The 21,306-nt window shown below is 69.8% G+C and carries 17 protein-coding genes and 1 riboswitch; of the genes, 5 read left to right on the top strand and 12 right to left on the bottom strand.

The features are described from left to right. Window positions 1-92 precede the first annotated feature (92 nt). Window positions 93-623: a chloramphenicol phosphotransferase CPT gene (gene cpt, locus ABZ027_RS02510; RefSeq protein ID WP_356763964.1), complete on the bottom strand. Its 531-nt coding sequence runs from the start codon at window positions 621-623 to the stop codon at window positions 93-95. A 184-nt stretch (window positions 624-807) separates the two neighbouring features. Between cpt and ABZ027_RS02505 the strand changes: the two genes are divergently transcribed. After that, complete coding sequence (locus tag ABZ027_RS02505) at window positions 808-1,725, top strand: IS481 family transposase (RefSeq protein ID WP_356763570.1); 918 nt, start codon at window positions 808-810, stop codon at window positions 1,723-1,725. On the opposite strand, the gene ABZ027_RS02500 is transcribed toward ABZ027_RS02505, so the two are convergent. Then, on the bottom strand, window positions 1,722-5,342 hold the full coding sequence (locus ABZ027_RS02500; RefSeq protein WP_356763568.1) for an ATP-binding protein: 3,621 nt from the start codon (window positions 5,340-5,342) through the stop codon (window positions 1,722-1,724). The genes ABZ027_RS02505 and ABZ027_RS02500 overlap by 4 nt on opposite strands. Before the next feature lie 213 nt (window positions 5,343-5,555). Continuing rightward, window positions 5,556-5,639, top strand: a riboswitch (cobalamin riboswitch). A 140-nt stretch (window positions 5,640-5,779) separates the two neighbouring features. Here ABZ027_RS02500 and ABZ027_RS02495 point away from each other — a divergent pair. The 3 genes from ABZ027_RS02495 to ABZ027_RS02485 all read left to right on the top strand — a co-directional run bounded on the left by ABZ027_RS02495 (window position 5,780) and on the right by ABZ027_RS02485 (window position 10,387). After that, on the top strand, window positions 5,780-8,134 hold the full coding sequence (locus ABZ027_RS02495) for a ribonucleoside-diphosphate reductase subunit alpha (RefSeq protein ID WP_356763566.1): 2,355 nt from the start codon (window positions 5,780-5,782) through the stop codon (window positions 8,132-8,134). Next, a complete protein-coding gene (locus tag ABZ027_RS02490; protein WP_356763564.1) occupies window positions 8,134-9,153 on the top strand; it encodes a ribonucleotide-diphosphate reductase subunit beta in 1,020 nt (339 codons plus the stop codon). The genes ABZ027_RS02495 and ABZ027_RS02490 overlap by 1 nt, the downstream gene beginning before the upstream one ends. Before the next feature lie 247 nt (window positions 9,154-9,400). Then, window positions 9,401-10,387 carry a helix-turn-helix domain-containing protein gene (locus tag ABZ027_RS02485; RefSeq protein WP_356763562.1) on the top strand — a complete coding sequence of 329 codons (987 nt, stop codon included), beginning with the start codon at window positions 9,401-9,403 and terminating at the stop codon, window positions 10,385-10,387. A gap of 73 nt (window positions 10,388-10,460) precedes the next feature. On the opposite strand, the gene ABZ027_RS02480 is transcribed toward ABZ027_RS02485, so the two are convergent. The 10 genes from ABZ027_RS02480 to ABZ027_RS02435 all read right to left on the bottom strand — a co-directional run bounded on the left by ABZ027_RS02480 (window position 10,461) and on the right by ABZ027_RS02435 (window position 20,465). Next, entirely contained in the window at window positions 10,461-11,828 is a 1,368-nt protein-coding gene (locus ABZ027_RS02480) for a cytochrome P450 (RefSeq protein ID WP_356763560.1), read from the bottom strand. Next, window positions 11,828-12,910 (bottom strand): epi-isozizaene synthase, encoded by a 1,083-nt coding sequence (gene cyc1 / locus ABZ027_RS02475; protein WP_356763558.1) that lies wholly within the window; start codon window positions 12,908-12,910, stop codon window positions 11,828-11,830. Before cyc1 ends, ABZ027_RS02480 begins: the two co-directional genes overlap by 1 nt. A gap of 290 nt (window positions 12,911-13,200) precedes the next feature. Next, entirely contained in the window at window positions 13,201-13,851 is a 651-nt protein-coding gene (gene def / locus ABZ027_RS02470; protein ID WP_356763556.1) for a peptide deformylase, read from the bottom strand. A 78-nt stretch (window positions 13,852-13,929) separates the two neighbouring features. Continuing rightward, complete coding sequence (locus ABZ027_RS02465; RefSeq protein ID WP_356763554.1) at window positions 13,930-14,910, bottom strand: hypothetical protein; 981 nt, start codon at window positions 14,908-14,910, stop codon at window positions 13,930-13,932. 104 nt (window positions 14,911-15,014) lie between these two features. Further along, the gene (locus ABZ027_RS02460) at window positions 15,015-16,262 is read right to left on the bottom strand and encodes a metal-dependent phosphohydrolase (RefSeq protein ID WP_356763552.1); all 1,248 of its coding nucleotides are present in this window, start codon (window positions 16,260-16,262) and stop codon (window positions 15,015-15,017) included. Then, a complete protein-coding gene (locus ABZ027_RS02455; protein WP_356763550.1) occupies window positions 16,259-17,605 on the bottom strand; it encodes an HD-GYP domain-containing protein in 1,347 nt (448 codons plus the stop codon). The genes ABZ027_RS02460 and ABZ027_RS02455 overlap by 4 nt, the downstream gene beginning before the upstream one ends. 157 nt (window positions 17,606-17,762) lie before the next feature. Further along, on the bottom strand, window positions 17,763-18,065 hold the full coding sequence (gene rsrA / locus ABZ027_RS02450; RefSeq protein ID WP_356763548.1) for a mycothiol system anti-sigma-R factor: 303 nt from the start codon (window positions 18,063-18,065) through the stop codon (window positions 17,763-17,765). After that, window positions 18,062-18,748: an RNA polymerase sigma factor SigR gene (sigR, locus tag ABZ027_RS02445; RefSeq protein ID WP_356763962.1), complete on the bottom strand. Its 687-nt coding sequence runs from the start codon at window positions 18,746-18,748 to the stop codon at window positions 18,062-18,064. The genes rsrA and sigR overlap by 4 nt, the downstream gene beginning before the upstream one ends. 258 nt (window positions 18,749-19,006) lie before the next feature. Next, complete coding sequence (locus ABZ027_RS02440) at window positions 19,007-19,639, bottom strand: alpha/beta family hydrolase (RefSeq protein ID WP_356763960.1); 633 nt, start codon at window positions 19,637-19,639, stop codon at window positions 19,007-19,009. A 10-nt stretch (window positions 19,640-19,649) separates the two neighbouring features. Continuing rightward, window positions 19,650-20,465 carry an SOS response-associated peptidase gene (locus ABZ027_RS02435; RefSeq protein WP_356763546.1) on the bottom strand — a complete coding sequence of 272 codons (816 nt, stop codon included), beginning with the start codon at window positions 20,463-20,465 and terminating at the stop codon, window positions 19,650-19,652. Window positions 20,466-20,569: 104 nt separating this feature from the next. On the opposite strand from ABZ027_RS02435, the gene ABZ027_RS02430 reads away from it, so the two are divergent. Beyond that, window positions 20,570-21,292 (top strand): M50 family metallopeptidase, encoded by a 723-nt coding sequence (locus tag ABZ027_RS02430; protein WP_356763544.1) that lies wholly within the window; start codon window positions 20,570-20,572, stop codon window positions 21,290-21,292. The last annotated feature ends 14 nt before the right edge of the window (window positions 21,293-21,306 follow it).

Raw genomic sequence — 21,306 nt, 5'->3', positions numbered from 1 at the left:
GGCTCCGCGGTCGTGACCGAGAACAACCAGCCAACCCGCAACGGGCCGCCGAAACGCAAGAACAACGGCGGCCCGTTGCCGTACCCGCCGGATCACTTGACGTGTGCGGCGATGGTCCGTGCGCACTCCATCGCTTCGGTATGCGTGGTGTTCACCTCCAGGTCATAGGCCACGCCCTGGTGAACCACATCCGCCTGCGAGGCAGCCATCCCGATGGTCCGATCGCCTCGGGCGACCTCACGGCCTGCGGCAACCACACCGTCGCACCTGACGCCGACCCACAGAACACGCCGTTCACCCAAGGCCTTCTGCCAACGCTGCTGTGAGTAGGCCCCGCCGAGGAAGACCTCATCGACGATGATCCGGGCGCCGGCACGGGCCATCGCGGCGATCCCCTCGATCCACGCTGCTTCCAGCGTTCGGAAATCCGGACCGATGATCACCTCTCCGTCCGCGGCGAACTCGATCCCGCCGTCGGACGTCCGCATGGACACTGGCATCGCGTCAACGAGCGTGTCTGTCCCGAGAGCCAGCCACGGATCCGGCAGCACCGCTTGCAGACACCGGATGATCCCGGACTTCCCCGAGCTGGAACCACCGTTGAGAACGATCACCTGAGTCATCACCGCGCCACAGTAGAGGCACCGAGGCAACGCTTGAAACGGATCCGTCAAGGAGCGGCGAACGTTGTCCGTAGGGGCACTAGTTGTATTGATCACGAGCGTTGTTAACGCGGGTCGGACTTGATCGTGGCGAAGGCCCCCGTGTGTGGTGGAGGTGTCGAATCTTCACCGCACGGAGGCCTTCGTGTCCCACCGTAATGCCCGGCTGACCGTTCACGGCAGGCGACTGCTCGTCGAGCGTGTCCGCTCCGGCCGTCCTGTGGCCCATGTCGCCGCCGAGATGGGCGTCTCCCGTCCCACAGCCCACAAGTGGATCGGGCGCTGGCGGTCCGAGGGCGAGAGCGGACTCATCGACCGTTCCAGCCGCCCCCGCAGCACACCGCACCGGACCGCAGCCGCCACCGAGGCGCATGTCTGCAGGCTGCGACAGGACCGCAAACTCGGTCCGGCACGCATCGGACCGATCCTGGGCCTGCCCGCCTCGACCGTGCACCGCATCCTGGTCCGATACGGCCTCAACCGCCTGACCTTCCTGGACCGGCCCACCGGCCAGGTCATCCGCCGCTACGAACGCGACCGCCCCGGCGAGATGGTCCACGTGGACGTCAAGAAGCTCGGCCGGATCCCCGACGGCGGCGGCCACACCATGGGCTTCGACTACGTCCACTCCGCCGTCGACGACCACAGCCGCCTGGCCTACAGCGAGATCCACGGCGACGAGAGGGCCGACACCTGCGCCGGCTTCCTGCGGCGGGCCGCAGCATTCTTCGCCGCATCGGGTATCGACCGCATCGAGCGTGTCCTGACCGACAACGCCTGGCCCTACCGCAAGAGCTTTGCCTGGCGGCAGGCGCTGGCCGACCTCGGCGCGACCGGCAAGCTCACCCGCGCCTGCCGTCCGCAGACCAATGGCAAGGTCGAACGCTTCAACCGCACCCTGCTCGAGGAGTGGGCCTACCTGCGGCCCTACACCAGCAACACCGAACGCGCCGAGGCCCTGGCAGACTTCCTGCACGCCTACAACCACCATCGCTGCCACACCGCACTCGGCGGCCAGCCACCGATCAGCCGTGTGAACAACGCTGCGGGTCAATACAACTAGTCCCTCGTACGGCCGGCCATCGCGTTCCAGAAGTCGTCCAGTTCCCGCACCCGCATGCTGACCCACTGGGGCGTCTTGCGATGCAGCAGCCGGGGGAAGCACCGCCGCACCCGGCCGGGCAGCAGGGCCTGCTGCTGTCGGCAGAACGGCTCGCGTATCTCGCCCCGGGGCACACACCCTCGGGGCGGGTACGGGCAGAGCTGGAACTTGCAGTCGGGCAGGCAGGAGCTGCCCGGCGCGGGCGGAACCGAGATACCTGCCCGCAGGGCGGGTCGCAGCGGCTCCCGGTTCGAACGGATGCACGGCGGCAGCGGCATGCCGGGCTGCTCCGTGCGGGCCAGCCGCTCCTCGACCTCGTCCGGGTGCCCGTCCCGCTCGATGAGGTTCAGCATGACCAGCAGGTCGGCGACGAGGTGTTGGGCTCGCGCGTCGAGGGTGCTCCACCCGACCGAGGGCGGAATCCACAGGTTGTGCTTGCGGTATCCGCAGGGGTGGCCGGTGCGGGCACCGACGTTGTCGGCCACGCTTTTCTCGTCGATCCAGAGGAAGCGCTCGGGTTGCCCGGTCTCCAGGGCCAGGGCCGCCATGTCGCCCGCCTCGGCGACGAACGGATGCAGGCACCGCCGGGGTTCGTCGCCGTTCGCGCTGGGACGGCCGGGCGCCGGGTTCACCGTGCCGGCCATCGACAGCCAGCGCTGCACGGTCTGCACGGCGGTCATCCCGGTGATCGCCCGGGAATCGGGCACGCCGTCACGGTCGTCCTCCTGCCCCGCCACGGTGTCCCCGTCCGGCTCGTGGGCGCCCACACTGTCCGGAAGCTCCCACAGGCACAGCGCCTGGAGCAGGACGAGCTGCGTGTACCAGCACCGGGACTGCTGCAGCACGGTCTCCGCCTGCCGGATCAGGTCGGCACGACCGCCCGGGTAGGTCTCCGGGTGCCGCTTGCGCCGGTTGGCCGCGTACTTGAAGCCCTGGGCCAGCGCGGCCTCGAGGGCGAGCGGCAGATCGGGGGTGCCGCCGGTGAAGGCCGGGTCGAGGTGGCGCAGCCACTTGGTGAGGCGCTCCCGGGCCTCGTCACGGTGGGCCTCGTCCACGGAGCCCAGGAGCAGCGGGAGCATCCAGGCCCGCATCACGAATTCCCGAAGCAGAGCGACCCGTTGCCTGCGGTAGCTCCGGTTGATCTCCTGCCGCTCGCGCTGCAGTTGCCTGATGTTGTCGGCGCATGCGGCCCGTGAGGACACGTCGGCCGCCCTGGCTCGCCTCATGCGCGGGGCCCACAGCTCGTACTCCCCTCTCTTCCGGGCCTTCAGCTCGGTCAGCCGGTCGTTGTACTCCTGCACCGGATCACTGTTCAGACCGACCACCTCGCGGATCACGGCGAACGCCGCGTTGCCGCCGATGCCGAACTCCTGGGCGACGGCCAGGCGGATGGAGTACGACGGCTCCTCGATGCCCAACTCGTAGAGCTGCTGGTACAGCGGGGTGGTGTCGATCTTGGCGACCACCTTCCGCAGCGCGGCCCCCAGTTGCTTGATCAGCCTCAGCTTCGCGTCCTCGACGGTGCGCTGGTCTCCCTTGATGCCGGCCCAGCGGGCACGAACCGTACCGACGATGTCGCTCAGCATCGTCGGGTCGTCCTCCACGCTCTCGATCTCCAGGGCCGCCGCGTAGAGGTCGAGGGCCTTCGGGTCGTCCGTGCGATGGTTCGCGGTCGCGCACAACCGGTAGGCCAGGGGGCGCCCCCGCACAGGAGACTGCCGTACCCGCTCCTGGATCTCCTTCCTCACCACGGCCCGGACACCGCTCCCGCGGGCCGCGGGCCTCGCCGCCCGCCGACGTGACAAGAGCACCAGGGCGATGAGCAGTTCACGGCTGGGGCCGGGCGGCTGCAGGGCCTGCTCGACCAGATCGCCTGCGCCCTGTTCGCCCAGGTGGTTCAGCACGCGGTAGCCGAAGTAGGCCTGGATGATGCTGTGCGGGAAGCGGACCTTCTTGGAGTAGCCCTCCACGAACTTGAGCTTGTCCGCATTGCCGACCAGGCGGGCGAGGGCGGCCTGACACTGGTCCAGGTTCCCCTCCCGCAGTCGCCGGCTCTCCTTGTCGCTGAGCCTCTCGCAGAGCACGTTCCAGATCCGTTGCCGGTGCCACTCGGAGTAGACGTTCTGACGTTTGCCGTACCGGTCGAAGCCACGTCGTGTGGCCCACAGGTACTCGGCCCGGGTCTTCGCTCGGCGTGCCGCACTGGGGTGGACGTCTGTTTCGAGCAGTTCCTCGAAACCGACCTCCAGCTTGTCCTGGAGCAGTCCGATGCACGCCAGGGCGGAGACCACTTCGAGGGTGTCGCGGCGCTCCCGCGGGACCAGTGCGATGTCCTCGCGCAGCCGGCCCTCGCACACGGCTTCGTCCCACGTCTCCAGCAGCCAGAGCCGCAACGTGCCGCGGTCCCGGCTGCGCGTGTTCATGTGCTGTGGATCGTCACCCGGCCGGTCGTGCTCCAACGCTCCGTGGCGGTGCAGTTCGCGGGCGATGTGCAGGTAGACGGGCGATTCGGTCACCTCCGCGGTCTCCACGATCCAGTCCACCCGGCGCTCGTCCGTCTCCGGCGTGTGCGCCGTGACGAAGCGCAGCGCCGCCTCCCCGCTCAGTGGTTCCAGCTCCAGGATGGCGGCGGAGGTGCTCTCCAGCGGACTGTGCGGCCGGGATGCGATGACCAGGGGCAGCTTCTCGGCGTGGGCCCGCTCGATGGCGCGGCGGATGATGTTGTCCCGGTTCTGCTGGAGCTCGTCGTCGAGCAGCGCCTCCTCCAGTCCGTCGGCGATGACCACCGGCTTGTCGTCGGCGAGGAGTTGCTGCCACACACGCTCGGTCTTGCTGCGGGCGAGGATGCCCTGGGGCGCCTCCTCACCGAAGCGCTGTCTGGCCAGGCGTTCGAAGTTCAGGTCGGTCCCGTTGGTTGCGTCCCGCAGCCGGATCGGCACGGGCACGGCGTGTTGCTTGGCCAGCAGTTCGGTGAGCCGGACGAGAACGGCGGTCTTCCCCACACCGACGCCGCCGACCAGCAGATAGGGCCGGCGAGTGTCGCGCTCCCGCAACCGCTCGGCGATGACCTGGGCGATCTCCTCCCGGCCGACTATCTCGGCGGTGTCCGGTCCGGCGGTGGGCACCAGTCGCCGCGGGTCCTCGCGCGCCTTCACCAGGTAGCGCTTCTTGGTCCACCGGTACCAGCAGAAGAGGAAGAGCGCGGCGGCGAGCGAAGCGGTGAGGACCGGACCTACGAAGCGAAGGACGGCGTCCATCCCCTCGTTGTCCTTGCGCCACGTCTCGAAGGCAGTCGTGTGATGCACGATCAGGATGTACAGGCCCTCCCCGATCCAGGCGAGCACAGTGAGCGCGGCCAGCAGCCAGACGGCCCTGGTGGCGTTCGTGTAGGAAACCCATCTGCGCCACTTCTTGGGGCGTGTGGTGCCGCGGCGTGCCTCCAGACGGATCGTCAGGGTGTGCCAGTGCCCGAGGCAGGCGCGCCCGAACCGGCTTCCCACGCGTCTCAGGTCCAGCGTCGCCATCGGCGCGTTGCGCGGCCGCTCCTTGCCGGGCGGTCGACGGACGACCCTCGTCATGGCGGTCTCCTTCCGAGAGGGCTTCTCAGGGCGAGGACCGCGTGCACCGACGCCTTACCTCCATGGAATCACTCCGGTGAGGGCCCGCAACCCGGGCCGCCCGCTGCCCCCATCGTGGCGCTCCACCACGCTCCGCAGCCGACATGACACAACATCTGGGGGTGCCACCGCGCCCCGACACAAGATGTATGCTCATGCTCGCTGTCGCCGCAGGGGAATCCGGTGCGAATCCGGAACTGTCCCGCAACGGTGTACTCATGTGTGCAAAACGTGCGCATGAGAGTCAGTCCGAGGACCTGCCGACAGTGCGCCCGGCCATCCGGCCCGGGTGCATGACGTCCGGGCCTCGTGGAATGGGCCGGTGGACGCGACGCCGTGTGCGCTCGTGTGCTGCTGCCCGCCCTGAGGCCCCCTGCCGAGCGAGGGAGAGCCCCCACGTGACCATCGCGTCAGCCGATCCGGTATCAGCGACAGCTCCTGTGGAACCCGACGGCCCCGGAACCGCGTTGCAGCGGACCCTGGCCGAGCTGACCGCCGACCTCCCCGACGCCGACCCCGGCCGGGTCGCCGCCGCCGCGCTGCGCGGCCGCTCTGCGCGGGGGGACGAGTCGGAGCTGCGCGAACTGGCCACCGAGGCCGCCGCCGGCCTCATCTCCGAGGACCCCGTGTACTCGCGGCTGGCCGCCCGCCTGCTCGCCATCAGCATCCGCGCCGAGGCCGCCTCGCAGGGCGTCACGTCCTTCACCGGCTCGGTCGCCGTCGGGCACCGGGAAGGCCTGATCGCCGACCGTACGGCCGAGTTCGTGCGCGTCCACGCGGACCGCCTCGACACCCTCATCGACCCCCGGGCCGACGACGGCTTCGGTTACTTCGGACTGCGCACCCTGCACAGCCGCTATCTCCTGCGGCACCCGATCACCCGCCGCGTGATCGAGACGCCCCAGCACTTCATGCTCCGGGTTGCGTCCGGCCTCGCCGAGGACGACACCCACCGCTCCGTCGACGAGGTCGCCGCGCTCTACGGGCTCATGAGCCGGCTCGACTACCTCCCCTCCTCCCCCACCCTCTTCAACTCCGGCACCCGGCACCCCCAGATGTCGTCCTGCTATCTCCTCGACTCCCCCCAGGACGAGCTGGACTCCATCTACGACCGCTACCACCAGGTGGCCCGGCTCTCGAAGCACGCGGGCGGCATCGGCATCGCGTACTCCCGCATCCGCTCGCGGGGTTCGCTGATCCGCGGCACGAACGGGCACTCCAACGGCATCGTCCCGTTCCTGAAGACCCTCGACGCCTCGGTCGCCGCCGTGAACCAGGGCGGCCGGCGCAAGGGCGCGGCCGCGGTCTACCTGGAGACCTGGCACTCGGACATCGAGGAGTTCCTGGAGCTGCGCGACAACACCGGCGAGGACGCCCGCCGTACGCACAACCTGAACCTCGCGCACTGGATCCCGGACGAGTTCATGCGGCGCGTGAACGCCGACGCGCCGTGGTCACTGTTCTCCCCCGCCGACGTACCCGAGCTGGTCGACCTGTGGGGCGAGGAGTTCGACGCCGCCTACCGCCGGGCGGAGGCGAACGGACTGGCGAAGAAGACCATCCCCGCCCGTGACCTGTACGGCCGCATGATGCGCACCCTCGCCCAGACCGGCAACGGCTGGATGACCTTCAAGGACGCCGCCAACCGCACCGCCAACCAGACGGCCGAGCCGGGTCATGTGGTGCACTCCTCGAACCTCTGCACGGAGATCCTGGAGGTCACGGACGACGGGGAGACGGCGGTCTGCAACCTGGGCTCGGTCAACCTCGGCGCCTTCGTCAAGAACGGGGACATCGACTGGGAGCGGCTGGACGAGACCGTCCGCACCGCCGTGACCTTCCTCGACCGGGTCGTCGACATCAACTTCTACCCGACCGAGCAGGCGGGCCGCTCCAACGCCAAGTGGCGTCCGGTGGGCCTCGGCGCGATGGGTCTGCAGGACGTCTTCTTCCAACTGCGCCTGCCCTTCGACTCGCCCGAGGCCAAGGCGCTCTCGACCCGTCTCGCCGAGCGCGTCATGCTCGCCGCGTACGAGGCCTCCGCCGACCTCGCCGAGCGCAGCGGCCCGCTGCCGGCCTGGGAGAAGACCCGCACCGCCAAGGGTGTCCTGCATCCCGACCACTACGACACCGAGCTCACCTGGCCCGAGCGCTGGGCCGCCCTGCGCGCCCGGATCGCCGCCACCGGCCTGCGCAACTCCCTGCTGCTCGCCATCGCCCCCACCGCCACCATCGCCTCGATCGCCGGCGTGTACGAGTGCATCGAGCCGCAGGTCTCCAACCTGTTCAAGCGGGAGACGCTGTCCGGTGAGTTCCTCCAGGTCAACTCGTACCTGGTGAAGGACCTGAAGCGGCTCGGCGTCTGGGACGCGCGCACCCGGGAGGCCCTGCGCGAGGCCAACGGCTCGGTGCAGGAATTCAGCTGGATCCCCGAGGACGTACGGGCCCTGTACCGCACGGCGTGGGAGATCCCGCAGCGCGGCCTGATCGACATGGCCGCCGCCCGGACCCCGTTCCTGGACCAGTCGCAGTCCCTGAACCTCTTCCTGGAGACGCCGACCATCGGCAAGCTCTCCTCGATGTACGCGTACGCCTGGAAGTCGGGCCTGAAGACGACGTACTACCTGCGCTCACGCCCGGCGACCCGTATCGCCCGCGCGGCACGAGCCGCCGTCCCCGCCCAGCAGCCGGCGCCCGAGGACGCCGTCGCCTGCTCCCTGGAAAACCCCGAGTCCTGCGAGGCCTGCCAGTAATGACCAGCACCACCCGTAACCAGAACCTCCTCGACCCGGGCTTCGAGCTGACCCTGCGCCCGATGCGCTACCCGGACTTCTACGAGCGCTACCGGGACGCCATCAAGAACACCTGGACCGTCGAGGAGGTGGACCTCCACTCGGACGTCGCCGACCTCTCGAAGATGACGCCGGCCGAGCAGCACCTGATCGGGCGCCTGGTCGCGTTCTTCGCGACGGGCGACTCGATCGTCGCGAACAACCTGGTGCTCACGCTGTACAAGCACATCAACTCCCCAGAGGCGCGCCTGTACCTGAGCAGGCAGCTCTTCGAGGAGGCCGTGCACGTCCAGTTCTATCTGACGCTCCTGGACACCTACCTCCCCGACCCGGAGGACCGGACGGCCGCCTTCGACGCGGTGGAGAACATCCCGTCCATCCGCGAGAAGGCCGAGTTCTGCTTCAAGTGGATCAACGAGGTCGAGAAGCTGGACCGGCTGGAGACCCAGGCCGACCGCCGCCGCTTCCTGCTCAACCTCATCTGCTTCGCCGCGTGCATCGAGGGCCTGTTCTTCTACGGTGCCTTCGCGTACGTCTACTGGTTCCGCAGCCGGGGTCTGCTGCACGGTCTGGCCACCGGCACGAACTGGGTGTTCCGCGACGAGACGATGCACATGAGCTTCGCGTTCGACGTCGTGGACACCGTCCGCAAGGAGGAGCCGGAGCTGTTCGACGACCGGCTCGAGCAGCAGGTCACCGACATGCTGAGGGAGGCCGTCGAGGCCGAGCTGCAGTTCGGGCGCGACCTGTGTGGTGACGGTCTGCCGGGCATGAACACCGACTCGATGCGGCAGTACCTGGAGTGCGTCGCCGACCAGCGCCTGACGCGCCTCGGCTTCGCCCCGGTGTACGGCTCGGAGAACCCCTTCTCCTTCATGGAGCTGCAGGGGGTTCAGGAGCTGACCAACTTCTTCGAGCGGCGTCCGTCGGCGTACCAGGTCGCGGTGGAGGGCACCGTGGACCTGGACGAGGACTTCTGATCCTCCGACGCCTCGCGGGCCTCCTGGGCCTCCCTGATCTGACGGTCGATGCGCCTGTCGCGCAGGATCCCAACCGTGGACGGGAGGGCCAGGAGGACGAGGATTCCGAGGACGGTGAGCATCGCGATCAGTCCTTGTGTCTGTGCGGTAGTCATGACACCACTGTCGCGTCCCTGACTCCTTACCGACAGTGGCAGGACTGCCGCACACCCTCGATTTACTGCCAACCCTGAGGCACACTGGCAGCATGCTGCAGAACGTGGTCGCCGTCCTGCTCGACGGTGTGAATCCTTTCGAACTGGGCGTCGTCTGCGAGGTGTTCGGCACCGACCGCAGTGACGACGGCCTGCCCGTGTACGACTTCGCGGTCGTCTCGGCCGAGGGGCCCACCCTCAGCACCCGCTCGGGCTTCTCGATGCGGGTGGAGCACGGCCTGGAGCGCCTGGAGTCGGCCGACCTGATCGCCGTACCGGCGGGTGCGCACTACGACACCCGGACCTTCCCGCCCGAGATGCTGGACGCCCTGCGGCGCGGTGTCGACCGCGGGGCGCGGGTGCTCAGCGTCTGCTCCGGCGTCTTCGTGCTCGCCGCGGCCGGGCTGCTCGACGGCCGGCGCTGCGCCGTGCACTGGCATCACGCGGACGCGCTGGCACGGGCGTATCCCCGGCTGACCGTCGAACCCGACATGCTCTACGTCGACGAGGAGCCCGTGATCACCTCGGCCGGCACCGCCGCCGGTATCGACGCCTGTCTGCACATCGTGCGCAAGGAGCAGGGCCCCGAGGTAGCCAACAAGATCGCCCGGCGGATGGTGGTACCGCCGCACCGGGAGGGCGGCCAGGCCCAGTACATCGAGCGCCCGTTGCCGCGGTCGCAGGGCGACACCGTCGGCGAGACGCTGGTGTGGATGGAGCGGCACCTCGACGAGGAGATCACCGTGGAGCAGCTCGCCGAGCGTGCGCACATGTCACCGCGCACCTTCGCGCGCCGCTTCCAGCAGGAGACGGGGACGACTCCCTACCGCTGGATCCTGCGGCAACGGGTGCTGCTGGCCCAGCGGTTGCTGGAGGCGACGGACGAGACGGTGGACACGATCGCCGGTCGCACCGGGTTCGGTAACGCGGCCGCGCTGCGTCACCAGTTCGTCCGGGTGCTCGGGACCACGCCGAACGCCTACCGGCGCACCTTCCAGGGGCCGGAGGCGGGCTTGGAAGCCGGTACCGACGCGGCCTGACCCCTCGGTCCCCGCCCCGTCTCCCATGCCGTCGAACGTCAGTCCTCGCCGCACCGACCGCGGTCCCACCCCGTCACCGCGGCACCGCCCTCAGCAGCAGCCGCTTCGGCCGCAGGGTGATGCCCACCCGGGTCGACTCGTCGGCCTCCGGGAGCCGTTCGAAGCGCCACCGGGGGATCACGGTCGCCAGGATGATGCCGAGTTCGGCCACCGAGAAGTGGTCGGCGGGGCATTTGCGGTTGCCCGCGCTGAAGGGACTCATCGCGTACTTCGGCACCTCCTCGGAGTGTCCCGGCAGCCAGCGGTCGGGGTCGAAGTCGAGGTGCTGCCGGTACGACCGCGGGTCGCGCTGGAGCGCCAGCGGGCTGTACACGATGTCCGCCCCGGCCGGAATGCGATACCCGCCCAGCTCGGTTTCGGCCATGGCCCGCCGAGTCAGAATCCAGACAGCGGGGCGTAAGCGCAGCGCCTCGGTGACGACATTGTTCGTGTGGGTGAGCTTGTGGAGATCGCCGAATGTGATCACGCGGTCACCTACAACCGATTTCACCTCTTCGCTCACCCGGTCCGCGTGTTCCGGATGTTCCGCCAGCAACTGCAAGATCCACATCAACTGGGACCCGACGGTTTCGCTGCCCGGGGTGAGTATCGCGATGACCTGATCGTGCACCTCCTGATGGTTGACCGGTTCACCGTTTTCGTCCTTTGCCTCCAGCAAGGCGGTGAGCAAATCGTCGGGCTTCTCGGTGGCGGCCCGGCGTTCCGCGATGACCTCGTCGGCCAGCAGATGCAATTCGGCCAATGCTCGGTCGAATTCCCGGTGCGAGGGCAGCGGGAGCCGATAGAAGGGGCCGAAGGAGAGGATCATCCGCCGGTACATACCGCCGAACACGGTGGCGAGGGCGGTGCTCAGCCGCTCGGCCAGACCGTCGATGTGCTCGATCTGCAGGAAGCACCGGGCCGTCATGCGCACACCCACCCGGAACGCCTCCGAGGTGACGTCCACGGTGTCCCCCGGCTGCCAGCGCGCCGCGAAGGCCAAGGACTCCTCGACCATGACCCGCTCGTACTCGTGGATGACGTCCTTGCGGAACGAGGGCTGGATGGTCTGCCGCTGGCGTCGGTGCAGCGGCCCGTTGCTGGTCGCGACCCCCTTGCCGAGCAGGACGTCCAGGGTGTCCCAGAGCGGTCCGCCGATCTCGTAGCCGGGGCTGGTGAGCATGTCGCCGACGAGGTGCGGCGCGGTGACGGCGTACACCGTCTTCGGTCCGAGCCGCAGCCGGACGAGGTCGCCGTCGTCGCGCAGCCGGGCCAGGAAGCCCAGCGGGTCGCGGACCAGCTTCCAGCCGTGGCCGAGGCCCAGGGCGCCCCCGCCCGCGAGGGGCGCCTCACGCACCTGAGCGGTCGAAGACATCTCGGGCTTCACAGACTCGACGGTCATCACTCACCTGCCGCTTCGTTGTTGACGTACGGGGGTGTGGACGGGTCGTCCCAGCTGTCGACCCGGTACCGGCCGGACTCGTGGTGGAACCAGTAGACGGCGCTGAACCAGTTCCGCATATTGCTGACGCAGGCCTCGACGGCGGCGCTCAGTTCTTTTCCGTGCACGGTGCCGTCGGCCAGTTCGTCGGAGAGGCTCAAGGCGTCCTGTTCGGCCACGAGGAATTCCGTCACGCATTCCTCCACACGCCGCCGGACTTCCGCTATCGCTTCTTCCAGGGTCAGCCCCTCGTGTTTGATGAGACTGATCCCGAGATTGTGCACCTCGTCGCCCGCCAATTCCTTGGGAAGTGAGCAGAGGTCGTTGTACCAGGCGGCGAATTCCTGGCTCAGCAGTGCCGCCCGCCGATATGCCGGATGGTTTCTGACCCGCGCCGGTAGTTCGCGGCCGGCGCTCGGCTCCAGAAGGTCGGTCCAAATCCAGTGCGCGAAGGTGAGCCGACGCAGTGCCAGGTATTCCTCGACCGTCGGGACGATCCCCTCGGTGCGGTTGCCGAATTCCCGGTCGTACGCCTCGATCACCTCGTGGAAGTGGCCGGCGAAGCGGGCGTTCCACGTCCGGGGCAGGAACGAGTACAACCGCACCATGCTGTCGGCGAACCCGGCGACCAGGGGATCCTCGTGGTGCAGGTGGTCCCGCGGGGAGTCCAGGGCCCGGTGCAACCGGAACCTGAGCTGCCGCCAGGCGGCCGGGCGACCGTGCACGATGTCACGGTCATGGCGGTCGTCCCAGACGAAGAACCACGCGCTGTAGTCCGCTATCGCCTGCAGGACCTCGTCGGGGGCGCCCAGGTAGTAGCCCGCCATGAGGTCGGTGTAGCACAGGCCATCGGCATATTCCCGCACCTTGTCCGGCGACATGAGCCGTTTTTCCGTCAGCCAGCTTCGGGTCTTCTCTTGGAGCCTGGGCCAATACGGGTGCAGTTGCCTGGGAAACGCTGCCTCGATCACCGGGAGAGAGAGTGACGGTGGAACCGCGATCGCCGTCGGTGTCGATGTGGTGCTGTGTGGGAAAGCAGGCACGAACAAACCCCTTCCAGCCGCCAGTTGACGCACGCCCCTCCCGCCGTGCCGGGCGTGCGCCGTTGCGTATCCCCGCACTTCCATTCAGCACCACAACTGACCACTATGGGAACGGATTTGCTCCATTCGCTATCCCACAGTGCTGAGATTCTCCCCTTGCCCGACTGATTCTGGATCATTGAGGGTGCACATGGGATCGAACGTGCGAGGGACAGACGTACGGCGCCTGTTCGGGGTCCAAACCCCTGAACAGACGCCGTACGGAAGGGAGATGTGAGGCCCGGGTGGTGTCAGCCGTTGGCGACCACGGGGTAGCGGGGCTCGTTCTCGGCCATCTGCCGCAGCGCGTCCTTTCGCTCACGCTTGGAGAGCCGGTCGATGTAGAGGTACCCGTACAGGTGATCGGTCTCGTGCTGCAAACACCGAGCGAAGTAGCCGGTGCCGCGCACCTTGACGGGGTTGCCCTTCTCGTCCTGGCCGGTCACCTCGGCGTAGTCCGGGCGGGCCAGCGGCGCGTAGGCGGTCGGCACCGACAGGCAGCCCTCGTTGCTGTCGTCCAGTCGGCGCTTGTCGGCAGGCAGGTCGACGACCCTGGGGTTGCAGACCACCCCGACGTGCCGCCGGCCCTCGTCGTCCATGCAGTCGTACACGAAGACCTTCAGGTCGACGCCGATCTGGTTGGCGGCCAGACCCACACCCTCGGCGGTGCGCTGCGAGGCGAACATGTCCGCCACCAGCTGGTCCAGCTCCGCGCCGAACTCGGTGACGTCCTTGCACTCCTTGTGCAGCACCGGGTTGCCGACCACCGTGATCGGCCGCGAGGTGCCACGCTCACGCCAGGCGGTCTCGCGCTCCTCGGTGTCCTCGGTGTCGATGACGAAGCCCTCGTCGTCCACGGGGAGCACGCCCGCGTGCTGCTGATCGGTGTCCTGCTGCGCCATGACCGACGTATGCCTTCCTGCAAGCCTGGGAATTTCCGCGAGTACAGCCTAAGGGCAGCCCCGCGGCGCAGGATCCGTTCAGCAGACCTCTTCCAGATCCCGCCAGTCCCTGGACTCGGGGCTGTCCGCGACCCACCCGTCCAACAACCCCCGGACCAGCGAAGCCGGCGCGGCCACCCCGCACTCCCGCTCCGGCACCCACAGCTGCCCGTCGGTCCGGTGCTGGAGCGGCCCGGGATGCCCCGGCTCACTGTGATCATGCGGGTCGAGATGCTCGCCGTCGCCCTCGTCGGACGGCATCCGCGACTCGGAGCACATCCGGCACAGCAACCGCACCGACGACGACCAGTCCTCCGCCGCGAACCCCGCGTCCGCGGCCAGCTGCTCCAGCGCGTCCCGGTCGTCCTCGCTCGCGGCCTCCAGCAGCACCACCCAGGTCGGCACCGGCGACGGCGCCCACAGCTCGATCTCGTCGAACACCGGATAGGCGTGCCCGGCCGCGGTGGTCCGCTCCCCGTGCGGCACCCCGTCGTGCAGGACGACCTCGCCCCAGCGTCGCCCGGACGACGGCAGCGGAATGGACAGCACCTCGATGCGGGCGGGATCCAGCCGCCGTCCCCACACCACCTCCGCCTCCCCTTCCGGGGACAGGCGTACGGCCGCGCTGCCGAGGTCCATGCCGAGCGGTTCGCCGTTCGCGGTGGCGCCGCCGGGCACCCGCAGCCCGTACGCCTGCCAGGCCCGTCGCGCCAGCGGCCAGTCCTGCAGGGCGGTGGCGGCGATGCCGACGTTCCACCAGTCGGGCGCCCCGGTCTCCCGGTCGAGCAGTGCCACGGCACGCAGTCCCGCCGCCCGGGCCTGCTCCCAGTCGTGCCGGAACTTGTGGAGGAGGGCGAGGTTGAACCAGGACTCCGACAGCCAGGGCTCCAGATCGGCGGCCCGCGTCAGCAGTGCGCCCGCGTCCTCGTACCGACCGTCGCCGATCAGCGTGAACGCACGGTCTGTGGCCTGCCGCCAGGAGGCGGAGGGCCGGTGCCGTCCCTTGCCGAAGATCCTCACGATTCCCGCCTGCCAGTTCCGTTCAGTGGGCTGGCTGTGCCCCCGGACACCCTCTCCATCGCATCCAACCACGTACGGCTGGAAGGGCGCTCATTACCCATGGGTTACCCAGCCTGGGCGGGGGTCAGACAGTCCCTTGTCAGGACTCTGGCCAGCGCCTCGACCACCTCGGGTGCGTACACCCCGGCGCCGCCCAGGCGCAGCTCCTCCAGTGCCGTCAGGGGCCCGCCGGGCCCGGCGTCCCGCGCCTTCTCCTCGTACGCGTTGACGGCCCGCACGATCCGTGCGCCGAGCGGCTGCTCCGCGCAGGGGTCGGCCTGCCGCTCCACGACCGCCGCGACCTGCGCGTCCACCCCGGTCTGCCGGACCACGGCGCCGCCGAGCAGGGCGATGCGGCGCTGCTCCGACTGGGGCAGCGTGGCGGTGGCGCCCGCCGGTACGGGGTCGACGAGGCTCAACTGCCCGATGTCGTGCATGAGGGCCGCGTACTCCACCACGGTGAGCTCGGCCCCGGACAGCCCGAGGTCCCGGCCGACCGCGAGACTGAGCGCGGCGACCCGGCGGGCGTGCCCGACGGGGGTGTACCCGGCGATCTCGGTGGCCCGGGCGAGGGAGGCGATGGTCTGCCGGTAGGTGGCCCGGACGGCGGCGTAGCGCCGCAGGGACAGCTGGGTGAGCAGCAGCGGCAGCGAGAACACGGGCACCGCCCACAGGCCGACGACGGCCACCCCGAGTGCCATCACCGCCCCGCTCGCGCAGACCGCGGACCCGATCCCGAGCAGCGCCCGCAACTCGTCCCGCAGCAACGGACCGAAGGGCCAGCGGGTGCGGGAGTGGGCCAGCGCGGCGGCGAGCACGGCGTCGCACAGCGCGGTGAGCGAGAGCAGCGCGAGCACCAGCAGGGCATAGGCCGGGCCGTCCCAGTTCCCGAACCTCCCCTGGTGGTAGAGGGGTTGGAAGCACGCGGCGGCGAATCCGACGGTGAGCACCCGGCGGGCCAGGTGGTCCTGGGTCGGACCGTGGCCGCGCGCGATGTGCGGCACGCTGCCGAGGAGGGCCGCGGCGAGTACGACGCTGACCACCTGGAGGGCGCCGTGCCGCGTGGGCTGCCCGGCGTCCGCTCCTTGCAGGGCGTAGGCCAGCGCCCCAGCGGCCGCCAGTGGAGCTGCCTTTCCGCCCTGGGCGCCGGTCCACCGGGTGAGCTCACCGACGGTGACCAGTGCTCCGAAGGCCAGGGCGGCACCGCGTTCCTCGAGGCCGGTCCAGCAGGTGACGGCGAGGGAGAGAAGGGCGAGGAGAGCGGCACAGGTGTGGACGAGGGTGAGGAGGAGGGGACGCCGGCGGTGGCTCATCGGTGTGCTCCCGGCAGGTGGGCGCCGGAGGGGCGGGGCCGGGGCATGTCTGCGGTCTCGTCCCCGGTGACGGCGGGATACCAGCCTCCCCGGCCGTCGGCCTCGCTCGGGCGCGGGTATCCCCATCGGCCCAGTGCTCGCACGAGGGCCGTCACCATCCGGGGGTCGAACTGGGTTCCGGCGCAGCGGCCGAGTTCCTCCAGCGCCGCGTGCACGGGCCGCGCCCGCCGGTAGGACCGGGTGGACGTCATGGCGTCGAACGCGTCCGCGACGGCCACCACCCGTGCGGACTCCGGGATCTGACCGCCCGCCAGGCCGTACGGGTATCCGCTTCCGTCCAGCCGCTCGTGGTGGTGCAGCACGGCGGCCCGGGCCTCCCCGAGGAAGGAGATCCCCCGGACCATCTCGTGCCCGTACTCGGGATGCAGCTCGATCACCCGCCGTTCCTCGGCGGTCAGCGGGCCGTCCTTGCGCAGCAGCCGGGTGGGCACGCCCAGCTTCCCCACGTCGTGCAGGATGCCGGCGAACCGCAGCACCTCGACGCGCTCTTCGGGCATCCCCAGTTCGCGGGCGATCATCATCGAGGCCTGCCCGACCCGCTCGCTGTGCCCGCGCGTGTAGCAGTCCTTGATGTCGACGGCCTGCACCAGCGCCCGGATCGTCGCCTGGTGGGCGGCCCGCTGCCGGTGGTACTGCGCGAAGACCCACCAGGACACACACATCGGCAGCAGGACCAGCAGCGCGGCGACGGGCCCGTAGGGGCTGCGCCACAGCACCGCCATCATCAGCCCGGCGAGCCCCTGCACGGCGACCGGCGCGAGGGAACGCAGGAACAGCCCCCGGCAGGCCCGTCGTACCGGGACGCGTTCCGCGAGGACCAGGATGCCCGTGTCCAGCACGCTCAGCGCCAGGCAGAACGCGAGCACCGCGGCGCCGGCCGGGGCGAGCGCGTACGGGAAGTCGGGGTCGCCGACGGCGCCCTCTCCGCCGAGCGCCCCGTGCACCCGCGCGGCCACCCACACGGAGACGCCGAGCTGGGCGGCCCGCCACACCCGCCGCAGCCATCGCGACCGCTGCTCCACGCAGGACAGCAGTGCCCCCGGCAGCGCGACCAGCGCGGCGGCGGGCGGTGGCAGCAGGAAGGCTCCGGCGAGCAGGACGGGGTGGAACGTTCCGGCGAACCGCCGACGGGCGGTCGCGCGCTCGCAACCGGCGTACAGCGCGGCGAGCAGGGCGACCGCCCACCAGGGTGTGCGTACGTCCGGCAACGGGGCCAGGCAGATCAGCGCGAGGACGACGACACAGGCGACGTACACCCGTGCCCGTGCCGGTACCGCGTCCATCGCGCCCCTCCCCGGCCATACCTGCTCCGGGTCCGGAGCCTAGGACGGCGGGAGGGGAGGCGCGGGCTCATGGCCCGCGGTTAGCACGTTCGGGTGATGGCCGGCCGTTCAGCGCGTGCCCGAGACTCGTCGATCGGGCAGGGGCAGGGGCGGGAGTTCAGGACTCCTGCGGGGTCGCTGTGACGTCGTGCTCGGGCACGGTCTGGCCGGAGCGGATCAGGTCGAGCCGTCCCAGGACCTTGGAGCGCAGGTCGGTCGGCACGTCGTCATGGCCGCAGCACCGCTTGACCAGCTTCTTCACGGCCTCTTCCAGGCCGTACTTCTCCAGGCACGGCGAGCACTCCGTGAAGTGCTGTTTGAACTTGTCGCGGTCGACGTCCGGCATCTCACTGTCGAGGAACTCGTACAGATGATCGAGTACCTCACTGCAGTCCGTCTCGTGCGGCTCTCCGCAGCTCATGAGCCCGAACCTTTCGCTTCGTTCGACTCTCCGGCACCGGCCGGGACCAGTCCGCGCTCACGGGCGTAGTCCTCGAGCATGCCGCGCAGTTGACGGCGGCCCCGGTGCAGCCGGGACATCACCGTACCGATGGGTGTCCCCATGATGTCCGCGATCTCCTTGTACGCAAAGCCCTCGACGTCCGCGAGATAGACGGCGATGCGGAATTCCTCGGGGATCGTCTGAAGTGCTTCCTTCACGTCCGAGTCGGGCAGGTGGTCGAGCGCCATCGACTCGGCGGAGCGCAGACCGGTCGACATGTGCGACTCGGCACGGGCGAGCTGCCAGTCCTCGATCTCCTCGGCCGCGGAGCGCTGGGGTTCGCGCTGCTTCTTGCGGTACGAGTTGATGAAGGTGTTGGTGAGGATCCGGTACAGCCACGCCTTGAGGTTGGTGCCCTCACGGAACTGGTGGAAGGACGCGTACGCCTTGGCATACGTCTCCTGCACCAGGTCCTCGGCGTCGGCCGGGTTGCGCGTCATGCGCAGAGCGGCCGAGTACATCTGGTCGAGGAACTCGAGCGCGTCCCGCTCGAAGCGCGCACTGCGCTCCGCGGCCGACTCGGCGCCCTTGCTGCCCTGGCCCTCGGGCTGCTCCGCCTGGCCGTGATCGGTCCCTGCGTCGGTACCGGTGACCGGACCCACCTCCTCAAGATTCCGGACGTGACCGAGACCGGTCGCGCCAGAATCGGAGGATAGACGACGATCCGGTCCGCCCGCCGCCCGAATAGGGGCGGTCTTCGCCGCGTGCAGCACCGTCCAGTCCAGGTCGGCGCGGGCGCTGCGGCTCGGGCAGGTGGTCGAACCCATGCGGCGGACTTCCTCTCGTACGACGTCGGTGCCTGTGCTTCAGCACTTCTGTCCGCCACAACGCCGGGCCCGGCCCGCAACATTCCCGAGCCATTACTCCAGTGACGCGACCCACGCGAGGACACCGTCAGTGACGAGCCTCACTGCCTGCTCCTGCGTGATCTCCGCCCGCTTCGGCACCGCGAAGCCGTGATCGCCGTGCGGAACCTCGACCAGCTCGTACGCCCCTTCGGGGAACTCGGACGGCTTTCCGAACGGGTCGTTCCCCCCTTGTACGACGAGGGTGGGCACCCCGGCGCCGAGCAGCTCCTCGGCGCGGGACTTCTCGGGCTTGCCCGGAGGGTGCAGCGGGAAGCTGAGGGCGAGCACGGCGTGTGCGCCCAGTTCGGTGGCGGTGCGGCAGGCGACGCGGGCCCCCGCGCTGCGTCCGCCGGAGATCACCGGGAGTCCTGGTTCGGCGAGTGCGGGCCAGACGCCCCGCCAGCCCACGTCCAGCGTCCTGGGCGCGGGCGCCAGCTTCTTCCCGGCCACCCGCCAGGGCTGTTCGACGAGGGCCACGGTCACGCCGTGCTCCGGGAGGGCCTGGGCGAGTGCCCGCAGGTCGCGTGCCTCGATACCGCCTCCGGCGCCGTGGCTGACGGCCAGCACCAGCCGTGCCTTCTGCGCCTCGTGCCAGGTGATGCGGGCGGCACCGGCTTCGGTGTCGATGATCTCTGTCACGTCGATCTCTGTCACGTCAGAAGAGTGTGCCCTCTTCGGGCCCCTCCAGCTCCTTCAGCAGCTCCGGTCCGTTGTTGCGGACGTTGCTGACGGCGGTGGTCACCGGGTACGCCCGCATCAGGCCCTCGGGCGGCGGTGCGAGCAGCGGGCGCAGATCGTCGAGGTCCGTACGGGAAGGGTCCAGCCACGCGTCCCAGCGGTCCGGGGTCAGCATCAGCGGCATCCGGGGGTGGATCTCGGCCAGCGAGTGCGGCCCCGACTCGGGTGCCACGGCGAGCGGGCTCGTCTCCGCCTCCGTGGTGATCACGGAGCAGGTCGCCCACCAGGCGCCCGGGTGGTCGTCGGGCAGGGTCCGGTCCCGCCAGAACTCGTACAGCCCGGCCATCGCGAACACGGACCCGTCGGCCGGGAGCACGAAGTAGGGCTGCTTGCGGGGCCGCTTCTTCTTCCCCTCGACCTCCAGGTCCCGCTCCTGCGCCCCGGTGACCCACTCGTAGTAGCCGTCGGCGGGGATGACGCAGCGCCGGGCGGCGAAGGCCCGCCGGTACGACGGCTTCTCGTGGACGGTCTCCGCGCGCGCGTTGATCATCCTGGCAGCGCCCTCGGGGGTCTTGGACCAGCTCGGGACCAGCCCCCACTTCAGCTTCCGCAGCTGGCGAACCGGTCGCGGATCGTCCGCGTCCTTGAGAGGGCGGTCGAGGACCACGTAGACCTCCTTGGTCGGGGCCACGTTGTAGTCGGGTGCCAGGGTCTCCTCGGGCTCCCACTTCTCGACCTCAAAGGTTCCCGCGAGATCCTCGGGGCCACGACTCGCTGCATACCGTCCGCACATACATGCCACACTGCCAGGCCCACCCGTCGCCCGACCACCACTCCCCGACGATCGCGCCACGCGTCAGACCCTGTTGACCGACACCCACGGAGCCACCGCCGACCATGCACACCACCGCCTCCGAATCGCTCGCCTCCCTCTGGGACGAGATCTTCGGCAGTCAGCCCGACCCCGACCTGTGGGTGGTGCTCGCGACGCTGGCCGCCTCGCTCGCCGTGGTCGTCCCGCACCCGCTGTGGCGCATATCGCGCAACGCCATCACCATCGCGCACGAGGGCGGCCACGGCCTGATCGCGCTGCTCACCGGCCGCACCCTCACCGGCATACGACTTCACTCGGACACCAGCGGGCTGACCGTCAGCCGCGGCAAGCCGCACGGCCTCGGCATGATCCTCACGGCCGCCGCCGGCTACACCGCTCCCCCATTGCTGGGCCTCGGCGGCGCCGCGTTGCTCGCCTCCGGCCACATCACCGCCCTGCTGTGGCTGGCGACCGCCCTGCTGGTCGCGATGCTCGTGATGATCCGCAACGCCTACGGCGCGCTCACCGTGGTCGTCTCCGGCGGGACGTTCGTGATGGTGTCCTGGCTGACCGGTCCCCAGGTGCAGGCCGCGTTCGCGTACGCGGTGGTCTGGTTCCTGCTGATCGGCGGGGTGCGTCCGGCCTTCGAACTCCAGGCGAAGCGGGCACGCGGCGGTGCGGGCGACTCGGACGCGGACCAGTTGTCGCGGCTGACGCACGTACCGGCGGGACTGTGGCTGTTTCTGTTCCACGCGGTCTCGCTGTGCGCGCTGATGGGTGGGGGGCGCTGGCTGCTGGAGGTGTGAGGCCCCGAGCGCGG

The sequence above is a fragment of the Streptomyces sp. NPDC006332 genome (genome assembly GCF_040612855.1).
Classification (GTDB): domain Bacteria; phylum Actinomycetota; class Actinomycetes; order Streptomycetales; family Streptomycetaceae; genus Streptomyces.
This window is presented reverse-complemented; position numbering and strand designations above follow the sequence as displayed.